Source organism: Collinsella sp. AF15-51 (assembly GCF_003462845.1).
In the GTDB taxonomy this organism is placed as follows: Bacteria; Actinomycetota; Coriobacteriia; order Coriobacteriales; family Coriobacteriaceae; genus Collinsella.
Genome location: NZ_QRYG01000011.1, coordinates 48,218 through 69,679 on the forward strand (window position 1 = coordinate 48,218; position 21,462 = coordinate 69,679).

18 protein-coding genes are annotated in these 21,462 nt (G+C 60.0%); 11 read left to right on the top strand and 7 right to left on the bottom strand.

Annotated features, from left to right (window positions below):
• Position 1: 1 nt before the first annotated feature.
• The 6 genes from xseB to DWW51_RS06590 all read left to right on the top strand — a co-directional run bounded on the left by xseB (position 2) and on the right by DWW51_RS06590 (position 5,506).
• The gene (gene xseB, locus DWW51_RS06565) at positions 2–268 is read left to right on the top strand and encodes an exodeoxyribonuclease VII small subunit (RefSeq protein WP_117773930.1); all 267 of its coding nucleotides are present in this window, start codon (positions 2–4) and stop codon (positions 266–268) included.
• 49 nt (positions 269–317) lie between these two features.
• Positions 318–653, top strand: coding sequence for a histidine triad nucleotide-binding protein (locus DWW51_RS06570; protein WP_117773931.1), 336 nt, complete (start codon positions 318–320; stop codon positions 651–653).
• Between the two features lie 41 nt (positions 654–694).
• Positions 695–1,585, top strand: a complete 891-nt coding sequence (locus DWW51_RS06575; protein ID WP_117773932.1) for a LysR family transcriptional regulator — start codon at positions 695–697, stop codon at positions 1,583–1,585.
• 119 nt (positions 1,586–1,704) lie between these two features.
• Entirely contained in the window at positions 1,705–2,865 is a 1,161-nt protein-coding gene (locus DWW51_RS06580; RefSeq protein ID WP_117773933.1) for an MFS transporter, read from the top strand.
• Between the two features lie 120 nt (positions 2,866–2,985).
• Positions 2,986–4,164: an acetate/propionate family kinase gene (locus DWW51_RS06585; protein ID WP_117773934.1), complete on the top strand. Its 1,179-nt coding sequence runs from the start codon at positions 2,986–2,988 to the stop codon at positions 4,162–4,164.
• Between the two features lie 163 nt (positions 4,165–4,327).
• Positions 4,328–5,506 carry an acetate/propionate family kinase gene (locus DWW51_RS06590; RefSeq protein WP_117773935.1) on the top strand — a complete coding sequence of 393 codons (1,179 nt, stop codon included), beginning with the start codon at positions 4,328–4,330 and terminating at the stop codon, positions 5,504–5,506.
• 352 nt (positions 5,507–5,858) lie between these two features.
• On the opposite strand, the gene pta is transcribed toward DWW51_RS06590, so the two are convergent.
• Positions 5,859–6,839 carry a phosphate acetyltransferase gene (gene pta, locus DWW51_RS06595; protein WP_089573084.1) on the bottom strand — a complete coding sequence of 327 codons (981 nt, stop codon included), beginning with the start codon at positions 6,837–6,839 and terminating at the stop codon, positions 5,859–5,861.
• Between the two features lie 231 nt (positions 6,840–7,070).
• Between pta and glf the strand changes: the two genes are divergently transcribed.
• Positions 7,071–8,273 carry a UDP-galactopyranose mutase gene (gene glf, locus DWW51_RS06600; protein ID WP_055252340.1) on the top strand — a complete coding sequence of 401 codons (1,203 nt, stop codon included), beginning with the start codon at positions 7,071–7,073 and terminating at the stop codon, positions 8,271–8,273.
• Positions 8,266–9,297 carry a glycosyltransferase family 2 protein gene (locus tag DWW51_RS06605; RefSeq protein ID WP_117773936.1) on the top strand — a complete coding sequence of 344 codons (1,032 nt, stop codon included), beginning with the start codon at positions 8,266–8,268 and terminating at the stop codon, positions 9,295–9,297. The genes glf and DWW51_RS06605 overlap by 8 nt, the downstream gene beginning before the upstream one ends.
• A 371-nt stretch (positions 9,298–9,668) precedes the next feature.
• On the opposite strand, the gene DWW51_RS06610 is transcribed toward DWW51_RS06605, so the two are convergent.
• From DWW51_RS06610 to DWW51_RS06620, 3 genes are all read right to left on the bottom strand, one after another.
• A complete protein-coding gene (locus DWW51_RS06610) occupies positions 9,669–10,670 on the bottom strand; it encodes a P1 family peptidase (protein ID WP_117773937.1) in 1,002 nt (333 codons plus the stop codon).
• A 101-nt stretch (positions 10,671–10,771) separates the two neighbouring features.
• The gene (locus tag DWW51_RS06615) at positions 10,772–11,353 is read right to left on the bottom strand and encodes a nucleoside triphosphate pyrophosphatase (protein ID WP_117773938.1); all 582 of its coding nucleotides are present in this window, start codon (positions 11,351–11,353) and stop codon (positions 10,772–10,774) included.
• The gene (locus DWW51_RS06620; protein ID WP_117638209.1) at positions 11,350–11,892 is read right to left on the bottom strand and encodes a DJ-1 family glyoxalase III; all 543 of its coding nucleotides are present in this window, start codon (positions 11,890–11,892) and stop codon (positions 11,350–11,352) included. Before DWW51_RS06620 ends, DWW51_RS06615 begins: the two co-directional genes overlap by 4 nt.
• Positions 11,893–12,391: 499 nt before the next feature.
• Between DWW51_RS06620 and DWW51_RS06625 the strand changes: the two genes are divergently transcribed.
• The 3 genes from DWW51_RS06625 to DWW51_RS06635 all read left to right on the top strand — a co-directional run bounded on the left by DWW51_RS06625 (position 12,392) and on the right by DWW51_RS06635 (position 16,404).
• Positions 12,392–13,372 (top strand): EamA family transporter, encoded by a 981-nt coding sequence (locus tag DWW51_RS06625; RefSeq protein ID WP_117773939.1) that lies wholly within the window; start codon positions 12,392–12,394, stop codon positions 13,370–13,372.
• A gap of 121 nt (positions 13,373–13,493) precedes the next feature.
• Entirely contained in the window at positions 13,494–14,924 is a 1,431-nt protein-coding gene (locus tag DWW51_RS06630) for a 6-phospho-beta-glucosidase (protein WP_117635389.1), read from the top strand.
• Between the two features lie 31 nt (positions 14,925–14,955).
• Positions 14,956–16,404, top strand: coding sequence for a PTS transporter subunit EIIC (locus DWW51_RS06635; RefSeq protein ID WP_117773940.1), 1,449 nt, complete (start codon positions 14,956–14,958; stop codon positions 16,402–16,404).
• Between the two features lie 175 nt (positions 16,405–16,579).
• Here the strand turns inward: DWW51_RS06635 and DWW51_RS10460 are convergent, their stop codons facing one another.
• From DWW51_RS10460 to ppk1, 3 genes are all read right to left on the bottom strand, one after another.
• Positions 16,580–16,909, bottom strand: coding sequence for an IS3 family transposase (locus DWW51_RS10460; protein WP_197032199.1), 330 nt, complete (start codon positions 16,907–16,909; stop codon positions 16,580–16,582).
• Between the two features lie 137 nt (positions 16,910–17,046).
• Positions 17,047–18,375 carry a 23S rRNA (uracil(1939)-C(5))-methyltransferase RlmD gene (gene rlmD / locus DWW51_RS06645; RefSeq protein ID WP_117759007.1) on the bottom strand — a complete coding sequence of 443 codons (1,329 nt, stop codon included), beginning with the start codon at positions 18,373–18,375 and terminating at the stop codon, positions 17,047–17,049.
• 98 nt (positions 18,376–18,473) lie between these two features.
• Positions 18,474–20,882, bottom strand: coding sequence for a polyphosphate kinase 1 (gene ppk1 / locus DWW51_RS06650; protein ID WP_117773941.1), 2,409 nt, complete (start codon positions 20,880–20,882; stop codon positions 18,474–18,476).
• Positions 20,883–21,462: the final 580 nt, after the last annotated feature.

A 21,462-nucleotide genomic window follows, 5' to 3' on the forward strand; every position in this document is an offset into this window, starting at 1 on the left:
TATGGCAGAGAAGACCCCGGTCGAGCAGCTTACGTACAAGCAGGCTTCGCAGGAGTTGGAGCTCATCATCCGCAGCTTGGAGTCTGGCGATATGGAGCTCGAGGAGTCGCTCGAGAGCTATACCCGCGGCGTCGAGCTCCTCAAGAGCCTGCGCACCCGCCTGTCCGATGCCGAGCAGAAGGTCTCGGTGCTCCTTAAGGACGTCGACGGCAACGACGTGCTCGCCGACGGCGAAGCCGCCAACACCGACGACAGCCTCTCGTTCTAACCATCTCGACCAAATATAATTACCTTGGTCTGTAAGAAAGGAACCAGCTATGTGCGATTGCATCTTCTGTAAAATTGCCAACCACGAGATCCCCTCGACCGTTGTCTATGAGGACGACCAGGTCATCGCCTTCGACGACCTCAACCCGCAGGCGCCGGTCCACACGCTCGTGATCCCCAAGAAGCACTACAGCGACATCGCCGACAACGTGCCTGCCGAGACCATGGGCGCCATGGCTCACGCCATCCAGGAGGTCGCCAAGGCCAAGGGACTGGAGGACGGTTTCCGCGTCATTTCCAACAAGGGTGTCGACGCCGGCCAGACCGTCATGCACTTCCATATGCACGTCCTCGGCGGCAAAAACCTGGGCGAGAACCTCATCTGAGGGCGCGTAGCCCGTCGACTTGGCTGCCTTTGGAGTAATCTATGCAGCTTTCTCAACTCGAATACCTTCAAGCGGTAACGAACTATGGCGGCGTGCGCAAAGCAGCTCGCGCCGTTCATGTGAGTCCGCAGGCTGTTTCGTCGGCAATCAAAAAGTTGGAATCTGAGTATCAGATTGTTTTGCTCGACCGATCGGCGGGGGAGGCTGTTTTGTCTCCGGCGGGTAGAGAATTTGCGCGTCGTGCACGCGTGATCCTGGCACAAGTCGACGATCTCAAAAAGTACGCTCAATCGGGGAGCGACGGCGTTTCGCCCGATGGCCACTTTCGTCTTTACGCCCCCTGCCTTCATGGGCGGGGGCGCCTTTTTGCCGAAAACTGGTATGACTCGTTTGAAAGCTCACATCCTCAGATTCACCTTGATGTGTGGCATCAGCCAACGGCTGCATGCTTTGAATCACTTGTGCTTGGTATTTCGGATGCGGCCATCTCATTTGAGGAACCAAGGGACAGTGTCCTTTCTTCGAAATACTTGGGTGAAAAGGAGCTCAAGGTTCTTTCGTGCCCAGCGGGTCATCAATCTGTGGGCGCTATGACCGTTCGTGAGTTACTGGGCGGCAGGCTCGCTGTTCCCATTAATTTGTCACCCTGTCTCAATGCAATCAATCAATGTCCCGAAGCCCAGCTCGTCAATTTTCGCTTCCGTGATGTTGAATACGGAAGCAGGGCTCAGACTGAGTTTCTTCAAGCCGGGGGATTGATATTGAGTTTGTCTGGGTCCTCTCTCGCATCGGATGGGTCAGAAGTGAGTGAGTGCTCCATTGAAGGATCGCGTGACGTAGCCTTGCCCATCTACTTTTGCTATCGACAAAATACCTGGACCGATCGACACCAGACGGTTTTTCTGCACCTATTGCGTCATCTTGCTTCGTGAGATTAATTGGCTTCGAGACGTCAAGTGATTATTGACGCCTTGTAACACATAGCTGACAGCTTTGCCCTCATGCTTTTCCAAGATTCCGATTTAGATTGCTGACTCTTGGAGGGCGGAGCATGAAAAACCGTACGGTTTTGCTTTATATGACGTTCGTTTTTCTGCCGAACTTCAGCACCATCTTGTTTTTTCTAACTGTCTACCTTGAGTTCGTCGGATTCTCGATGGTGGCGATTTCTAGCATGATGATTGCATACCAAGTGAGCAAGTTCATCCTTGAAGTTCCCACTGGCTATATTGCTGATAGGTTTGGACGAAAGACAAGCGGTCTCGTTGGCGTCGCAGGAATGCTTGGATACTACGCCGCCCTGCTTCTCGTCCGTTCTCCCCTGCTTTTAATCGGTGCGTTCGCTCTTAAAGGTTTTGCCGTTGCATGTGTGAGCGGATCCATAGAAGCGATTTTCATTGACAGCGTCTCTCAGGACCAGCTCGTAAGACTTAATGTCGTTGAGCGATTTGTTTTCTATGCCTCTTATGCCATCTCCGCTTGTGTGGGCGGCTTCATTTCGTCTGTCGGTGCATACCTCATTGGTCTTTCGGCAGATATCATCGCAATGGTGTTGACGTTGGTTGTCGTTATCTGCATTCCTGAGATGCGAAGAGGGGGCACTGCGGCGACACCTGAGCGTGGAATGAGCCCGAAGATGATCGGTGCTGCTATTACGGGTAATGGCGTTCTTCGGTCAGCGTTTATCATGGACTGTTCTCAGGCATTTGCCTTCGTCGCTCTGGAAGACTTTTTCTCACTGTTGCTTGCGGGCCGCGGAATGAATGCCGTCGCTTCGGGCGTGACCATTGCGGTCCAGCTCCTTGCCTCCGCCTCCATAGGGTTTATTGTGCCCAGTGCGATTACTCGTGTCGACAAGGGCCGTTTTGCGCGTATTTGCGGCATCATTCGCTTAGTATTGACAGCTTTGTTTTTGATTCCCCTTACTCCGGTTAATTTGCTGCCCGTGTTCTATGTGCTGCAGACGGTTGCGTACTCGTTGTTTGCCCCAATCAAATACTCAGTTTTCCAAAATGCTGCCGATTCAGCGATGCGCTGTTCGCTGATTTCGGATCAAAGCCAGATGGTGGCGGTGGGTGCCGTTCTTTTCTATCTGCTCAACGCTGTGTTGAGTAGCGTTGCGGGCATTCGAGTCGTATTGCTTGTTGCGCTCGGGATTTCTTCCCTGGTGTATATCCCCGCGCTATTTCGTTTTACAAGTCAAAGGCCGTGAGTATTTGGGCATCGATAACTTATATATCAACGCAATAAACCCGAGCGCGAGGGCGTTTGGGTTTATTATTGAAACGTATGTAACCTGGCGGCGCCACACCGCCTGTTAGTAGGGAGACACATGAACGTTCTGGTCGTCAACGCAGGATCTTCGACCCTTAAGTATCAGGTCATCGATACCAAGTCCCACAAGGTGTCCGCAAAGGGCTCCTGCGAGCGCGTCTGCTTTACCGGCGGTACCTTCACCCACGCTGCCAACGGCTCCAAGAAGGTGACCGAGAACATCGAGTTCCCCGACCACAAGGTCGCCATCGAGGTCGTCCTGAAGGACCTTGAGGCCAACGGCGTCAAGATCGAGGGCATCGGCCACCGTATCGTTCAGGGCGGTTGGTACTTCGGCGATTCCTCCCTCGTCGACGAGGACGTCCTCGCCAAGATCCGCGAGGTTGCTCCGCTCGCCCCGCTGCACAACAACCCCGAGGCCAACGTTATTGAGTACTGCCTCGAGCAGTATCCCGACCTGCCCAACGTCACGGTCTACGACACTGCTTTCCACTTCAATATGCCCGAGGTCGCCAAGACCTACGCCCTGCCCAAGGACGTCTGCGACAAGCTGCACATCCGTAAGTACGGCGCCCACGGCACCAGCTACCGCTACATCTCCAAGAAGGTTGCCGAGATGACCAACGGCGAGGCTCGCAAGGTCGTCGTGTGCCACATCGGTTCCGGCGCTTCCCTGTGCGCCATCGAGGACGGCAAGTGCATGGACACCACCATGGGCCTGACGCCGCTCGACGGTGTCATGATGGGCACCCGCTGCGGCTCCATCGACCCGGCTACCGTGTGCTACCTGCAGCGCGAGGGCGGCTACACCTTCGACGAGGTTGACGAGATGATGAACAAGAAGTCCGGCCTTTTGGCTGTGACCGGTGGCAAGACCAACGACTGCCGCAATGTCGAGGAGCTCGCTGCCGCTGGCGACCCCGAGGCTCAGCTCGCCTTCGATATGTTCGTCTACAAGATTGCCGCCAAGGCTGCCGAGATGGCCACTTCTATGTGCGGTATGGACACCCTGGTCTTTACCGCCGGCATCGGCGAGCACGCTCCGGCCGTCCGCGCCGGCGTTGCCGACCGCCTGGCCTTTATGGGCGTCAAGATGAATCATGCCCGCAACGCCCTGCGTGGTGACGGCGCTTGGTGCCTGTCTGCCAAGGATTCCAAGGTCAAGATTTTCGTCATCCCCACGGACGAGGAGTTCATGATCGCTTCCGACGTCGAGCGCATCGTCAACGGCAAGTAATTGCAAGAGGGGAGGGGCTGGACGACCGAGCGCCGTTCAGCCCCTCTTTTGTCTCGATGAGCGATATGCCTGATAGCTATTTATCAAGTTGTGATAACTTCTTATTAACATGCGGCCGCCTTAAGGGGTCTGCGCCGACCGTATCGCACTGCAAAGGAGTCTCATGAACGTACTTGTTGTCAACGCCGGCAGCTCGAGCCTTAAATATCAGCTTTTGGATACCGATACCCGCGAGGTTTTCGCCAAGGGCAACTGCGAACGTATCGGTTCGGACGTGGGCATCTTTGGCCACTCCGAGAACGGTGGCGCCAAGCAAACCGAGGAGGCCCCCTTCCCGGATCACCGTTCGGCTATCGCACGCGTGCTCGAAGAGCTCGAGAAGACCGACTTTACGATCGATGGCATTGGGCATCGTATTGTTCAGGGTGGCTGGTACTTTGACGATTCCGCGGTCGTTGACGATGAGGTCATGGCTAAGATCCTCGAGGTGGCACCGCTTGCCCCGCTACACAACTACGGCGAGGCAGCGGCAATCGAGTATTGTCGCGAGAAGTATCCGGAGCTGCCCAACGTGGCCGTCTTCGACACCTCGTTCCACATGACTATGCCCGAGGTCGCCTACACCTACGCCCTGCCCAAGGACGTGCGTGACAAGTATCACGTGCGCAAGTACGGCGCCCACGGCACAAGCCACCGCTATGAGTGGATGATGGCCAAGGAGATCCTGGGTTCGCGCTGCCACCGTCTGCTTTCGTGTCATCTGGGCAACGGCGCTTCGCTCGCCGCCATCGAGGACGGTGTATGCCGCGATACCACGATGGGCCTCACGCCGCTCGACGGCCTGATGATGGGCACCCGTTGTGGTTCCATTGACCCGGCCACCGTGTGCTACCTGCAGCGCGAGGGCGGCTACAGCTACCAGGAAGTCGATGACATGATGAACAAGCAGTCCGGTCTGCTTGCCATCTCGGGCATCTCCAACGATGCCCGCGACATCCGTACGCGCGCTTCCGAGGGTGACGAGCGCTGCCTGCTCGCCTTCGATATGTTCGCATACAAGGCCATGCAGCAGGCCGGTTCCATGATTGCCTCCATGGCGGGCGTGGACACCATTACCTTTACCGCCGGCATCGGCGAGAATGACTGGTCGATCCGCAAGGCCTTCTGCGACTGCTTTGAGTGGCTGGGCGTGCGTATCGACAACAACAAGAACCGCGAGGCCGTGGGCAACGGCCCACAGGTCATCAGCGCCGCCGGTTCCGCCGTCACGGTCATGGTCATCCCCACCGACGAGGAATACATGATCGCCCACGACGTCGAGCGTCTGACCGCGAATAACTAGTGCGTTCGCTTGCGATTGAACGAAAGGCCTCCTGAGCAGCAGCTCAGGAGGCCTTTTTGCTAGCAGGCGGAAATTCCAGTCCCAAAGTGATCATCACCAGTAACGCCTGCGCTCCCAGCAACGACACCCATCCATTCAGATCCTCAGCCCCAGCTCGTAGCCAAGCCGCCGTCCACTCCAGATGCTCTGAATGCTTCGTAGCAGTAGAAGGCCGTACGGGCTAACCCCTGAAAACATTCCGCAGACCAGAAACGCCCCCGTTCGTAGCTCCGAAGGAGCAGAACGGGGGCGTTTCATTGGTCGAGGACGTTTTCAGGGGTTAGCCCGTACGGCCTTCGGGCGAGTGCGTCCGCTACTCAGCCATCTGAGCCTGGACGGCGGTGATGGCTACGACACCCACGATGTCGTCGGCAGAGCAGCCGCGCGAAAGGTCGTTAACCGGCTTGGCGATGCCCTGCAGGATGGGGCCGTAAGCGTCGGCGCCGGCGAAGCGCTGGACCAGCTTGTAGCCGATGTTGCCGGCCTCGAGGTCGGGGAACACGAGCACGTTGGCCTTGCCGGCGACAGAGGAGCCGGGAGCCTTGAGCTGAGCGACGGTGGGGACGATGGCAGCGTCGAGCTGCAGGTCGCCATCGATGGCGAGCTCGGGAGCCTTTTCCTTGCAGAACTTCACGGCCTCCTGGACCTTCTTGGCAACCTCGCCGCCGGCGGAGCCCATGGTGGAGTAGGAGAGCATGGCCACGTGCGGCTCAACGTTGCCCATGAAGGTGGACCAGGAGTGAGCGGAGGCGATGGCGATCTCGGAGAGCTCGTCGGAGGACGGGTTGATGTTGAGGCCGCAGTCGGCGAAGATCAGCGTGCCGTCGGTGCCGAACTGCGGGGTGTCGGTGCACATCACGAAGAAGGCCGAGACCAGCTTGGTGCCTGGGGCGGTCTTGAGAATCTGCAGCGCGGGGCGCAGGGTATCGGCGGTGGAGTGGCAGGCGCCGGAGACCAGGCCGTCGGCGTCGCCCATCTTGACCATCATAGTGCCAAAGTAGGTGGCGTCCATCACCTGGGCGCGAGCCTGCTCGATGGTAACGCCCTTCTTGGCGCGGAGCTCGGCAAACTTCTGTGCGTACTCCTCGTGCTTCTCGGCGTTGCGCGGATCGATGACGGTGGCGCCGGGGACGTTGATCTCGTTGGGATCGCCCAGGATGACGATGTTGGCCAGGCCTTCCTCGATGATCTTGTTGGCCGCGACGATGGTGCGCGGATCCTCGCCCTCGGGCAGGACGATGGTCTTAAGGTCGGCCTTGGCGGCAGACTTCATACGGTTTAGGAAATCGCTCATGTTACTCCTTGCAAGCGTTTCGCTAAGCTCCAGGCGCCCGGCTGTTCACGAATAAACCCGCTGCTAGCGGGTTTACCTTTCAATAATGTACGCCGCGGTGCTTGAGCTTTCCTTGTGTGGCAAGCTCATTATAGGACGCATTAGCGCTATAATCGCTCTGATAAATATGTCTCGAAGAATGTTCGAGAAAAGCCCAGCTAACGAGCCCGTGGCTTTTGACAAGGAGTATCGATGCAGATTACCTCAGGCCTGCCTGAAGGCTTTAATGCCGGTGCGTACGACATGATCGTTGTCGGCGCCGGTTATGCCGGTGCCGTTTGCGCCCGCCGTCTTGCCGAAACTATCGGCTATCGTGTTGCCGTTTTGGAACGTCGCGGCCACATCGCGGGTAATGCCTACGACTGCACTGACGAGGCCGGAATCCTGGTCCACGAGTACGGTCCGCACATCTATCACACTTTTAATGAGCGCGTCCATAACTTCCTGTCGCGCTTTACCAAGTGGACGGACTACCAGCACAAGGTGCTCGCCAACATCAACGGCACCCTCATGCCCGTACCCTTTAACCATGCGAGCCTCAAGCTCGCCTTTGGCGATGAGCGCGGCGAGGAGCTGTATCAGAAGCTCGTGGAGACCTTTGGCAAGGACGTCAAGGTGCCCATTATGGAGCTGCGCAAGAAGAACGACCCGGATCTTGCCGAGGTCGCCGATTATGTCTATGAGAACGTCTTTTTGCATTACACCATGAAGCAGTGGGGCCAGACGCCCGACCAGATCGACCCCTCGATCACCGGCCGCGTTCCCGTCTTTGTGGGCGATGACGATCGCTACTTCCCGCAGGCTCCTTTCCAGGGCATGCCGCAGGACGGCTATACCGCGCTGTTCGAGCATATGCTCGATCACGATCTGATCGACGTATTCTGTGACGTAGACGCCCGTGACCTCTTTGAAATCGACGAGACCACCGTCAAGATCGACGGCAAGGTCTATGGCGGCGAGATCGTCTACACCGGTCCGCTCGACGAGCTATTCAACCTCGACCTGGGCGCGCTGCCGTACCGCACGCTCGATATGAAGTTCGAGACGCTCGATATGGACCAGTTCCAGCCCGTGGGCACCGTCAACTACACCACGAGCGAGGACTATACGCGCATCACCGAGTTCAAGAACATGACTGGTCAGGTCCTGCCCGGCAAGACCACCATCATGAAGGAGTACTCCAAGGCCTATACGCCCGGCTCGGGCGAGACGCCGTACTACGCTATTCTGGAGCCCGAGAACCGTGAGCTCTATGAGCGCTACCTTGAGCGCGTCCAGAACCTGACGAACTTCCACCCGGTGGGTCGTCTGGCCGAGTATCGTTACTACGATATGGACGCCGTGACCAATTCTGCCCTCGATCTTTCGGATGAGATTATCGCCTGCCATGCATAAAGTCATAACATTCGGTATTCCCTCGTATAACGCCGCCAAGGATATGGACCATTGCATCACCTCCATCTTGGAGGGGAGCAATTACGCCACCGATATCGAGATTATCGTGGTGGACGACGGCTCCAAGGACGAGACGGCCGCCAAGGCCGACGAGTGGGAGGCCCGTTATCCTGGAATCATCCGCGCGGTGCACCAGGAGAATGGCGGCCACGGTATCGCCGTCCTCTCGGGCCTGCGTGAGGCGCATGGTACGTACTATAAGGTCGTTGACTCGGACGACTGGCTCGACGGTGCGGCGCTTTCGACCATGCTGTCGATTCTGCGTGGCTTTGAGGAGCGCGACCAGCGCGTCGACCTGTTTATCTCGAACTACGTGTACGAGAAGGTTTACGAGGGCACGCATACCGCTATTGGCTACAAGTTTGCCCTGCCGCGCAAAAAGATTTTCTCTTGGGACCAGATCGGACACTTCCGTCCCGATCAGAACCTGCTCATGCACAGCCTGTGCTATCGCACCGACGTACTGCGCGAGTCCAATCTGCCTATGCCGGCACACACGTTCTACGTGGATAATATCTACGCATACGTGCCGCTGCCGCGCTGCAAGACCATGTACTACGCCGACATCGACCTCTATCGCTACTTTATCGGTCGCGAGGGCCAGAGCGTCAACGAGGCTACGATGGTCAAGCGCCTGGGTCAGCAGTTCCGCATAACGCGCATCATGATGGAATCGTTCCACCTGTACCAGGACGTTGAGTCCTCGCGTCTGCGTTCGTACATGATGGGCTACTTCACCATGATGATGGCTATTTGCTCGGTGCTCACCAAGCTTTCCGAGGAAGATTGTGCCGATGAGCGCCTGAAGACGCTGTGGAAGGACCTGAAGGAGTACGACGAGCGCATGTATCGTCGCGCTCGCTACGGCGTGGTCGGATTCTTTACCAACCTGCATGGACGGGCCGGAGACAAAACCACACTCGGCCTATACCATCTTGCCTCAAAGATCTTCAAATTCAACTAGCTGCTGAGTAATCGCTGCTGATAGGTTGACTGGGCCCCTTGGCCTTTAGTTTGCTACTGCGAACAGTCCTGCTCGCACGGAAAGCACATTAAGTGCTTTCCGGCTCGTGCGGAACTTGTATCAAACTAAAGGCCAAGGGGCCTCTGCTATAAGAATCGATTGTCAGGAAGTTGAATTTGAAGATCTTCGACGCGTGGTACAAAGGGGCCTGGGCTGAAAAGAATTTGGTTGGTAGGTTGCCCGGTGGGGTTTGGTTATGTTTGTCGCGAGTTCCGCACGAGCCGAAGAGCACTTAATGTGCTCTTCGTGCGAGCCAGGACTGTAGAGCAGCAAACATAACCAAACCCCACCGGGCAACCGGACGAGCTAGTTTACTTTGCGGCGCCGGGTATGCCGTGGGAGGTTTTGGCGTTTTTGGCTCCGTTTACGATGGCGGTCTGTAGGGCCCTTACGGCGAGCATGCCCAGCAGGTCTAGGGGAACGGCGGCGCTTGCCTGGGCGCCCAGTTTGCCGCTGGCGAGGGTGTAGATGGTGTCGCCGTCGTTGGTGGTGTGCGTGGGACGGATGGCGTGTGCGTAGGCGTCTGCGGCCATCTGGGAGACCTTGGTGGCTTGTGCCTTAGTGAGTTCCACGTTGGTGACGATGCAGCTGATGGTGGTGTTGGTGCGGTCGAGCGGCATCTGCATGGATCCGGCGGCGGCAAAGGCTGCGAGCTCCATGTCGACGATCTGGTCGCTATCTGCTGCGGCGCGCATACCAGCGACCCATTCGCCGGTGAAGGGGTCGACGACATTGCCGCAGGCGTTGACCGAGACCACGGCACCCACCTTAACAGGGCCGAGTGCCACGGCGGCAGCGCCTAGGCCGGCCTTCATGCAGGTGGCGGGGCCCATGAGCTTGCCCACGGTGGCACCGGTGCCGGCACCTACATTGCCCTGCTCGAGCGTGGTGGGGGTGTTGTCGAGCGCCTCGCGCACGGCGGAGATGCCAGCCTCAATGTCGGGGCGTACGGCGGGGTCGCCAAAGGCGAGGTCGAAGATGCAGCTGGAGCACACGATAGGCACCTGCGTGGGGCCGACGGGAAGGCCGATGCCGCGGCTCTCAAGCTCGCGAGCGACGCCGCTTGCGGCCTCCAGGCCAAAGGCCGATCCGCCCGAAAGGCAGACGGCGTGGACCTTGTCGACGGTGTTCTCGGGACGCAGCAGGTCGGTTTCGCGCGATGCCGGGGCACCGCCGCGAACGTCAACGCCGCCGGTGGCGCCCTCGGGTGCCACGATTACGGTGCAACCGGTGCCGGCCTCCTCGTCCGTGTAGTTGCCAAAGCAAAAGCCATCGACATCGCAAACGTCAATGGCCTCAAGCAGTGTATCCATGTTTTACTCCTATCGGTTTTCCGCCGGGCCTTATGCCCGGTCGGGATCCGTACGGTACGCCGAAATTGTAGGCGCTGGGGGATACCCAGCGCCAGATGCAATTACGATAGTTTTTGAATCGCACGCGCGACGCGAGCGATGGGCAGGCCCACCACGTTGTAGAAGTCGCCCGAAATATCATGCACGAGCATGCGCCCGCCTGTGCCCTGGATGCCGTAGGCGCCGGCTTTGTCCATGGGCTCGCCCGAGGCGACGTAGCGCTCAATCTGCTCGTCGGTGAGCTCATAGAACGTCACGTCGGTCACATCGACAAACGACAGGCTCTCGGCGGCATGCGGAGCGGCCGTGTCGCCTGCCTTAACGATGCAGACGCCGGTTGCGACCTGGTGCGTGCGGCCCGAAAGCTCGCGGAGCATGGTGCGCGCCTCGTCCTCGGTTGCCGGCTTGCCCAGAATCTTGCCATCGAAGGTGACAATAGTATCGGCCGCGACGGTCAGTTCGTTGGGCTCGGCATGCTCGGCGGCAACGGAGGCGGCTTTGGCGCGTGCTAAGCGTTCAACGAGCGTAAGCGGGGCCTCGCCATCAAAAGGCGTTTCGTCGATATCTGCGGGAATCACGTGAATGTCATAGCCCGCCTCGCGCATCAACTCGATGCGGCGCGGTGATTGCGAAGCCAAAATCATAGCTGAATGCCCTCGGCGACCTTCTCGACGGCCTTGTCGCCGGCGAGTGTGCGCAGCAGCTCAAGCGCAAAGGGGAGCGACTGGGCCATGCCGCTGGCGGTGATGATGTTGCCGTCTTGCGTAACCTTCTCGCCGGTATAGGCGCCTTCGGGGAAGCTTTTCTCAAAGCCAGGGAAGCACGTGGCCTGGCGCCCCTCGAGTAGGTCGAGCTCGCCCAGGATAAACGGGGCGGCGCAGATGGCGGCAACGTGCTTGGTCGCGGCGAACTCGCAGACCACGTCGCAGACGCGCTGATCGGCGCGCAGGTTGGTGGCACCGGGCAGGCCGCCGGGCAGCACGACGCAGTCGTACTCGTCAAAGTTGATCTCATCAAAGAGCGCATCGCAGGTCACGGGGATCTGCAGCGAGCTTACGACCTCACGCGTGGGCATGATCGAGACGAGCGTGGCACGCACGCCGCCGCGACGCATGACATCGACCATGGTCAAGCATTCAATAGTTTCAAAGCCATCGGCGGCGAGAACGGCAACGCTGGGCATGAGGGCTCCTTTCATGGGCGGCATACAATTAGCCGTCTTATACCCCGAAGACCTCCGCTTGCCACGCTCGATTTCCCAATGTTTAAAATAGCCCCGTCCGAATTAGCTACCCCACCCATCCTCAACAATCTCAATCTGTAACATCCATCGACCAAAACTAGCCCCAACTGTTACAGATCGAGACAGTCCCCAACAGCACCGCCCCGTTCGGGGAAACGACCGCTACAGGTACGGCGGGCAGAGGCTCACTTTTTTCTTCGGTTTTTCTTGACGGAATCTCACCTGTTGTAGTACTTTGTCCCAGTCTAAAAACGCGTGGACTTTTCTGGGCGCTAGCCACCTTTTTGCCACGCAACCGAGCAGTCGGTTGCGTGGCTTTTTTCGTCTTGGCAGCAGGTACCACATGCACCGCCAGAAGACCGCACGAGCCCACCTTCCGACTGCAGGGAACAGACGCACGAGACGCGCATCTGCAAGACAGCAGACGGAAGGGAGCCTAATGGCAGAAACAAACACAATCAAGCAACAGACCGCCGAGGCGGGAGCCGCGGGCACGGGGCAGGTCAAGGCGGCGCTCCAGGTCTTTGCGGGCGGCGCCTGCTACGGCGCGATGGCCACGACCTACAAGCTCGCCTACGCCGCGGGCTTCACCTCAGCGCAGGTGGTGGCGAGCCAGGCGTGGTTCGGCTGCCTCTTCTTCGCCCTCGCCACGCTCGCAGGGCACGCACTCGGGCACCGCTGGCAGCGCGTGGGCTGGAAGCTCGCCCTCAAGCTCATGGGCCTGGGAGCCCTCACCTGCCTCACCTCAATCCTCTACTGCTACGCCATGAGCGTGCTGCCCGCCCCGGTGGCACTCACGCTCCTCTTCCAGTTCACGTGGCTGGGGCTCGTGTGGCAGACCGTCATGACGCGCCGGCCGCCGAGGCTCCTCCAAGTGGCCTCCGCCCTGGTCATCGTCTTCGGAACGGTGTTCGCCAGCGGCGTCTACAAGACCGGCATCACCGGGTACGACCCCGTGGCCCTGCTCTGCGCGCTGGGGGCGGCCGTGTCCTGCTCCCTCTTTGTCACCCTCTCCGGCAAGGTCGAGGCCCCCTGCTCGTCCGAGCAGCGTGGCGTCATCGTGTGCGCGGGCTCCGTGGTCATGTCGCTCACGGTGTGCCCGGACTACGTTGTCTCGGGCGTTCTCGCCCAGGGCATCCTGCCCTTTGCCGTCATCGCCGGCTTCTTTGGCATGCTCTGCCCGGTCTTGCTCTTCGGCATGGGCTCTCCGCACCTGCCCGCGGGTCTCTCCACTGTCATGGCCGCCGCGGAACTCCCCGCCGGCCTGCTCATCGCCATGATCGTCCTCGGCGAGCCGCTCGGCGTCGTCGAGTGGCTGGGCGTTGCCATCATCCTCGCCGGCGTGTGCCTGGCACAGGTCCCCTCCCTGCTTGGAGGCCGGGAGGCACGTCGCGCCGCCGCAGGACAAGCCATCAGCTAGTCACCCCTTCACGGGCGGCCCGCGCGCATCAGGGAAAGGGCCACGGGCCCGGCGCGTGAGGTCGCAAGGACGTTATAAAGCGTCCCCGCAGAGGTGGGGGCGCCAGAGAGAAGGAGGCACCATGCCATTTCCAAAAGGGTTCCTTTGGGGAGGAGCCACCGCTGCTAACCAATGCGAGGGAGGTTATGACGAGGGCGGCCGCGGTCTTGCCAATGTCGACGTCATCCCACACGGGTCGGAGCGCAACGACGTAAGTCGCGGCCTGAGGCGCATGCTCGACTTTGAGCCCGGGTACTACTACCCGGCCCAGACGGGCATCGACTTCTACCACCACTACCGCGAGGACATAGCCCTCTTCGCGGAGATGGGCTTTAAGGTCTTTCGCCTCTCCATCGCCTGGAGCCGCATCTTCCCCAATGGCGACGAGGAGGAGCCCAACGAGGCCGGGCTCGCCTTCTACGAGGACGTGTTCCGCTGCTGCCGCGAGCACAGGATCGAGCCCCTCGTGACCATCACGCACTTCGACTGCCCCATCCACCTCGTCAAGAAGTACGGCGCCTGGCGAAACCGCGCCCTCATCGAGCTCTACAAGCGGCTGGTGAAGGTGCTCTTCAACCGCTACCGCGGCCTCGTGCATTGGTGGATCACGTTCAACGAGATGAACATGATCTTGCACCGTCCCTTCATGGGTGCCGGCATCGTCCTCGAGCCCGGGGAGAATGCCCGCGAGGCCGAGTACCGCGCCGCGCACAACGAGCTCGTGGCGAGCGCCTGGGCCACCAAGATCGCCCACGAGGTCGACCCGGAGAACAAGGTTGGCTGCATGCTCGCCGCGGGAAGCTACTACCCCTACTCCTGTCGTCCCGAGGACGTCCGTGCAGCGCAGGTCAAGAACCAGGAGGACCTCTTCTTCGTGGACGTGCAGGCACGCGGGCACTACCCCGGCTACGCGCTCAAGATGCTCGAGCGCGAGGGCATCGACGTGGGTATGACCGCCGAGGACGAGCGCATCCTTGCGGAGAACACCGTCGACTTCATCTCGTTTAGCTACTACTCCTCGCGCTGTACCGCGGGCGACCCCGATTCCGTGGGCGGCGTCGCCGAGGGCAACGCCTTCGCCGGCGTAGAGAACCCCTACGTGCGCACGAGCGACTGGGGCTGGGTCATCGACCCGCTGGGGTTCCGCATCACGATCAACGACCTCTGGGACCGCTACCAGAAGCCGCTCTTTGTGGTGGAGAACGGCCTCGGCGCCTATGACGAGGTGCTTCCCGACGGCACGATCGAGGATGACTACCGCATCGCCTACCTGCGCGAGCACATCGAGGCCATGCGCGACGCTATCGAGCAGGACGGCGTCGAGATGCTCGGCTACACCACCTGGGGGCCGATCGACCTCGTGAGCGCGGGCTCCGGCGAGATGGAGAAGCGCTACGGCTTCATCTACGTGGACCGCGACAACCTGGGCAACGGCACGCTCGAGCGCAGGCGCAAGAAGAGCTTCTACTGGTATCAACAGGCCATCGCCACCAACGGAGGCGACCTGGGCTAACCACCCGGGCAATATCACTAAGGAGAAAATAATGGCAGAAAAATACGACGACCTGGCCAGATCCATACTCGAGAACGTAGGCGGCGCCGAGAACGTCGCCAGCGTCGCGCACTGCATCACGCGCGTGCGCTTCAAACTCAAGGACGAGTCCCGCGCCAACACGGCCAAGATCGAGGCCCTCAAGGGCGTCATCCAGGTCATCCAGGCCAACGGCCAGTACCAGGTGGTCGTGGGCAACATCGTCGAGGACGTCTACGACGCGGTCCTGGAGGCCGGCAACTTCTCGGGCGGCGCAAGCGCCGACGACGAGCCCCAGGGCGATAAGACCGTTGCCTCCGCCATCATCGACCTCATCTCTGGCATCTTCCAGCCCATCCTGGGACCGCTTGCCGCCGCAGGCATCATGAAGGGACTGCTTGCCCTCATCACCTACTTCGTCCCGGACTTTGCAAACGACGGCCTCTACACGCTGCTCTACACCGTGGCTGACGGCTTCTTCTACTTCCTTCCCGTCGCCCTGGCGTTCAGTGCCGCGCGCAAGTTCCGCATGAACGAGTTCACCGGTGTGGCAATCGGCGTGGCGCTCCTCTACCCGACGATGGTCGCCCTGACCTCGGGCGAGGCGCTCGGCAGCATCGACCTCGGCGTGGCCGGCACGTTCTCGTGGTACGCCACCGCCCTCGGGATCCCCATCATCATGCCCGTGTCCGGCTACGTGAGCTCGGTGATCCCCGTCCTTCTCATGGTGTGGTTCGGCTCTATCCTTGAGCGCTGGCTCAAGAGCTGGATGCCGGCTGCGCTCAAGATGTTCCTTGTCCCGCTCGCCACGATGACGGTCTCCATCGTCTTGGGCTACCTCATCATCGGCCCGGTGGCCACCCTCATCACCAACCTGCTGAGCGCGGCATTCTCGTTCATCTTCCAGCTCCCCGTGGTTGGTTCCGTCCTGGGCAGCGCCCTGGTTGGCGGACTGTGGATGTGCCTCGTCATCTTTGGCTTCCACTGGAGCCTCATCCCCATCTCCATCATGAATCTGAACACCCTCGGCCACGACAGCGTGCTCGCCGCCACCATCGGCCACGGGTTCGCGCTCGGAGCGGTCATCTTTGCCATGTACCTCAGAAACAAGGACGAGCGCTTCCGCGGCATCGCCCTTCCCGCGATGATCTCCGCCTTCTTCTTCGGCGTCACCGAGCCGGGCATCTACGGCATCGCCCTCCCCAACAAGCGCGCGTTCGTCGTGGCATGCCTGAGCTCCGCCGTGGGCGGCGCCATCGTGGGAATGACTGGCGCTCTCATGTACATCTCGGGCGGCCTCGGCGTCTTCAACCTGCTCAACTTTATCGACGGGACCCCTGGTGGCGCCGGGATCTCCCACATGATCTTCGCGATCATCGCCTCGCTCGTCTCTGCCGTCCTGGCCTTTGTTATCGAGTTCATCACCTACCGGCCCAACGACGATGAGGAAGGCACCCGCTAGCCTGCGCCCTCCTCAATCAGCTCTATGTAATTGAGGGGCAGTTGAGGTGGGTGAGGGCCGAGGGCGATCAAGGTGGCCGCCCTCGGCCCGGGACAACCTGCCAGAAGGCGTTTAGCTTTCTCGGGCGGCGCTGAAATGAACTGCGCCCCGATACTTGGACGGGTCAATTAGCGGCCTATGCCGCACATGGGGACTGATTTCGGAACTCCTCCGGGGTCAGTCCCTTTTGCTTAACCCGCCTCCTCTTGTTCCAGTGAACGGTATAGGCTTCGAGGTCCCGCTTGAACTCCTCGAAGCTCCGCCACGTTCGGCTCCTGTAGAATTCGTCCTTCAGGCGCCCGGGCAGCAGCTCCGTCGCATGAGCTTGCCCTCGCACGCCGCCGGCCCCGGCCGGGTCCGGGCACCCTTCGGCCTCCCGCTGGCCTTCGGCGCGCCCGCACCCCCTGTCGCAAAGCTCTGCTGCAAGAGTCCTCAGCGTGGCGTCGTGCCTGACTCTCCCGTCCATAAAGAAGCCCCCATTTCTAATGTTCAAGAAATGAGGGGCGGTTCAATTTCGGGACGGGGATTAAATAATCATTCGGAGCAAATCTATTTTTATCCCCGTGCCAGAAAAATCATCGGGCGTGGTCTGGGGCAAACAGTCTAGTTGCGCTTGAGGTGGACGACGGTTTCGCAGTGGAAGGTTTGCGGGAACAGATCGACCGGCGTGATCTTGACGGGGGAGAAGGTACCTTCCTCGACAAAGCGCTTAAGGTCGCGTGCCAGGGTGGCGGGGTCGCAGCTCACGTAGGCGACATCGCGAGCGCTCGTGCTGGCGATAAGGTCGATCGCCTCGGGGGCGAGGCCTGCGCGCGGCGGGTCGACCACCAAGACGTCGGCATCCTGGTCGGGGAACTCGCGCACCGCGTCTCCGCCAATGACGTCGACGTTATCAAGCTTGTTGATTTCCAGGTTACGGCGCAGGTCGCGCACGGCCGGGCCGTAGGCCTCGACGGCGGCGACGAAGTCGCAGCGGCGGGCGAGCGGCAGGGTAAAGGTTCCGGCGCCGCAGTACAGGTCCACGGCAAGCTCGTCTTCTTGCGGGTCGAGCGCTTCCATGACAAGCTCGATCAAAATCTCAGCACCCTTGGTGTTGACTTGGAAAAAAGACGGGGCAGACAAGCGCATCTGACCCTCGGCGATATTCTCGGTCCATGAGCCCTCTCCGGCGAGCATTTCGACCTTGGAGACACGGCGGGCCTTCTTTTCGCCCTTGCTCATCACACGCACGATGCTCGTGGGATGAGCGGCGACCGCCAGCACGCGGGAGACTTGCGAGCGCGGAAAAGAGCCCGTGGGCGTCCAGAGTGCAACCTCGAGCGCCTTGGTGCGGCGCGATGCGCGAATGCCCACGCGTTCGAGCCCTAAGTCATGGCTGCCGCTTAGATAGTTGAGTGCGCCGACGACCGATTTGAGCGCCTTGGGAAAACGTTTATCGAACAGCGGGCACGCATCGACGGTCACGATTTTGCTGGGGTCGACACCGTGCATGCCAAGGCGCACGCGACCGTTGACGACGGTCGGTTCGAGCTCGATTTTATTGCGGTAGCCCCAGTCGTCCTTGGTGTGGCAGATGGGCTGCACCAACTCATCGACCTGCTCAGGAGCGAACTTGCCGATGCGCTCGAGCGTGGAGCGCAGGTTTTGCTCCTTGGCGGCGAGCTGTGCCGTGCGTGAGAGATTGCCCCACGAGCAGCCGCCGCAGATGCCCACGTAGGGGCAGGGGGGCTGAATGCGATCGGGGCTCGGCTCCAGAATCTCGGTGGTGCGGGCGCGCATGAACGACTTGCCGTCCTGTACGACCTCGGCCTCGACGGTGTCGCCTGCCACGGCACCCTGCACAAAGACGGCTTTGCCGTTGTCGGCGTGCGCCAGCCCGTCGGCGCCGTAGGTCATCGATTCTATAGTGAGCTTCATATCCCTGCCTGTCATTCGTGTTGTTGCTCGCACCATGGTAGCAGGGAAAAGCGCCCCGCATCCGAGGCTTTCCTCAAATGCGGGGCGCTTCTACAAACTGCTTCTACAAACGACTATTTCGTCTTGCCGGTAATGAGCGTCTTAAGACCCAGGCCGATCAGGCCCAGGCCCATGCGCACACGACCGGGGCGATGGCGCTCGATGGCCTTGGTCTTGCCGGCGGGCTTATCGCGACGGGCGCTCGTCTCGGGTGCGGGCTTAGCTGCCTGCGGCTCGGGCTGAGGTGCAGGTGCGGGCTCGGGCTCAATGACGGTCGCCTGGACCTTCTGAACCTCGGGTGTGGCCGGCTGCGGCTTAGGAGCAGGGGCGGGCTTTGCCTCAATGACGGACTCGGGCGCGGCCTCGGCGTTGCGGTAGGCACGCTCCAGCAGGGCTTCCTGCGAGTTGAAGGGTTTCTCACCCTCTGCGCGCTCCACGGGGACCCAGGTGCCGTCGCTCGTGAGGCTGCGGGCCTTCACGTTGTCGCGCAGCTGCATGCTCATGTACTCGTGCACCAGGGCGCGGCAGGTGGGGTCGAGCACGGGGAAGGCGATCTCCACGCGGTGCTCGGTGTTGCGTGTCATCATGTCGGCCGAGCTCAGATAGATCATGTCCGAGTCCACGCCAAAGGCGTAAACGCGCGCATGCTCCAAAAAGCGTCCGACGATAGAACGGACATGCACGTTCTCGGTCTTGCCAGGAACGCCCGGCTTGAGGCACGAGATGCCGCGGATGATCATGTCCACGCGGACTCCTGCGCACGATGCCTCGGCGATCTTGTCGATGACCTCGCGGTCGGTGAGCGAGTTGAGTTTAAAGAACACGCGGGCGGGCTCGCCGGCGAGGGCGCGCTGGATCTCGCGGTCAAGCCCGCGCATGATGAGCGGTTTCAGTCCGACGGGCGCCACACCCAGGAAGCGGTAATCGCCGCGCAGGTTGCCCAGCGACAGGTTGCGGAAGAACAGGTTGGCGTCCTCGCCGATGCCGGGGTGAGCGGTCATGAGCATAAAGTCGCTGTAGAGTTTGGCCGTCTTCTCGTTAAAGTTGCCGGTGCCCAGCAGCGTCAGGCGCGTTAGCGCCATGCCCTCGCGATAGGTGAGCTGGCAGATCTTGGAGTGGCACTTAAAGCCCTCGGAGCCGTAGATGACGGTGCAGCCGGCCTCTTCCAGGCGCTCGGCCCACTCGATGTTGTTCTGCTCGTCAAAGCGCGCGCGGAGCTCCATGAGCACCGTGACCTCTTTGCCGTTCTCGGCGGCATCGATCAGTGACTCGCACAGGCGGCTCTGCTTGGCCACGCGGTAGAGCGTGATGCGCAGTGAGATGCACTCGGGGTCGTAGGCGGCCTCGTGCACCAGATCCAGGAAGGGGTTCATGGCCTCATAGGGATAAAAGAGCAGCTTGTCGTGCTGAAGTACCTGCTCGCGGATGGAGCGGGTCATATCGATGGTGGGGTTGGGCTGCGGCTTAAACGGTGTAAAGAGCAGCTCGTTGCGCAGGTGCTCGGGAATCTTGCCCTCAATGCCAAAGACGTAGCCTAGGTCGAGCGGGATATCGCAGGTAAAGACAGAGCGGCGCGAAAGCTCGAGCGCCTTGCGGATGGTCTTGAGCGTCGCCTTCTCGAGCGACCCCGAGACCGCGAGCACCACCGGCTGCAGGCGCAAGCGTTTCTTGAGGATGCGCTTCATGTGCTGACGGTAATCCTCTTCCTCCTCGACGCCCTCGCCGTCCGGGTCGATGTCGGCGTTGCGGGTGACGCGGATGAGCGCGCGGTCGAGCGGCTTATAGGAGCCAAAGCAGCTGTCCAGGCAGGCGAGGATGACGTCCTCGAGCAAGATGTAGGAGTAGGTGCCGGTGGGCGAGGGGATCTCGACCACGCGGTTCATCGAGGTGGGAATCTCGATAAGGCCCAGCAGACTCTCCTCGTCGGTGACGCCGTCCAGGCCGCAGGCCAGGTAGAGTGCGCCGTTGCGCAGGTTGGGGAAGGGGTGGCGCGGGTCAATCACCAGCGGTGAGATGACCGGCGACACGTAGGCCTGGAAGTAACGGGTTACAAAGGTGCGCTCCTCGGGCGTAAGCGAATCGATGCGGGCGCGGTGAACGCCCAGGGTGTCGAGCTTGCCCTCGATGCTCTTAAAGATGGACTCCCATCGGGTAAGGAGCCCGGGCATTTCGGCCATGACAGCATCGACTTGTTCGGAGGCGGTCATATTGCTCTTGTTGTCGACAGGCTGTTTTTTGAGCTCTGCCAGATCGGACAGGCCGCCCACGCGCACCATGAGAAACTCATCGAGGTTAGACTCGAAAATCGACACGAACTTTAGCCGCTCGAACAGCGGAACGGTCTCGTCGAAGGCTTCGTCAAGCACACGGTTGTCAAAGCGCAGCCAGCTGAGCTCTCGGTTCTGCGTGTACGAGAGGTCGCGCGGCGGCTTACGCAGCTTTGCAGCGGCTTGCTTTTTTTCGATTTTGCTCGGCATATGCATCTGTCCGTTCAGTCCCCGTGGGGGACGGTTGCCTAACACTATTCACTATTGTCTCAATTTAGTCGACCTATGGCACGGACGTATCGCGTGAACGGTATCTTTACCTACTTCTTACGCTGACAAGCCATAGAGCTGACGCCCTTCGCGTTGTGAAAAACGGTCTATATCCTCACTCAACTGGTGAGTATGTGTGAATAAGAATGATAGGTAGCTGAATATCATCGAATACAGACAGAAACACGAACAAGCGTCATTTATATACATAAAACCGTTTTAGATATGCAATTCTTAATCGAAAGATTGGAGTTGTAATTGCGAATGATTTTTAGGAAAAAAGAGCATTTACCTTAGAAAAGCTACTTTAGAACGCCGAAGTGCATTATGGGGGAATCATATTCGATATACCGTTCATCGAACTTTGTTGACCGTTCGGGGGCGAGGTGGAATTGCGGTTGGAATTTGGATATAACTAGAGCTGTCAGCAAGCAGCATCCGTTACGGAAGGGTGCTGAGAGATTCGGCCGAAAGGCCCGAAAGAAAGGTAGGAGGCCATGACGAAAGGTCTGCACGTGCCTTCCGA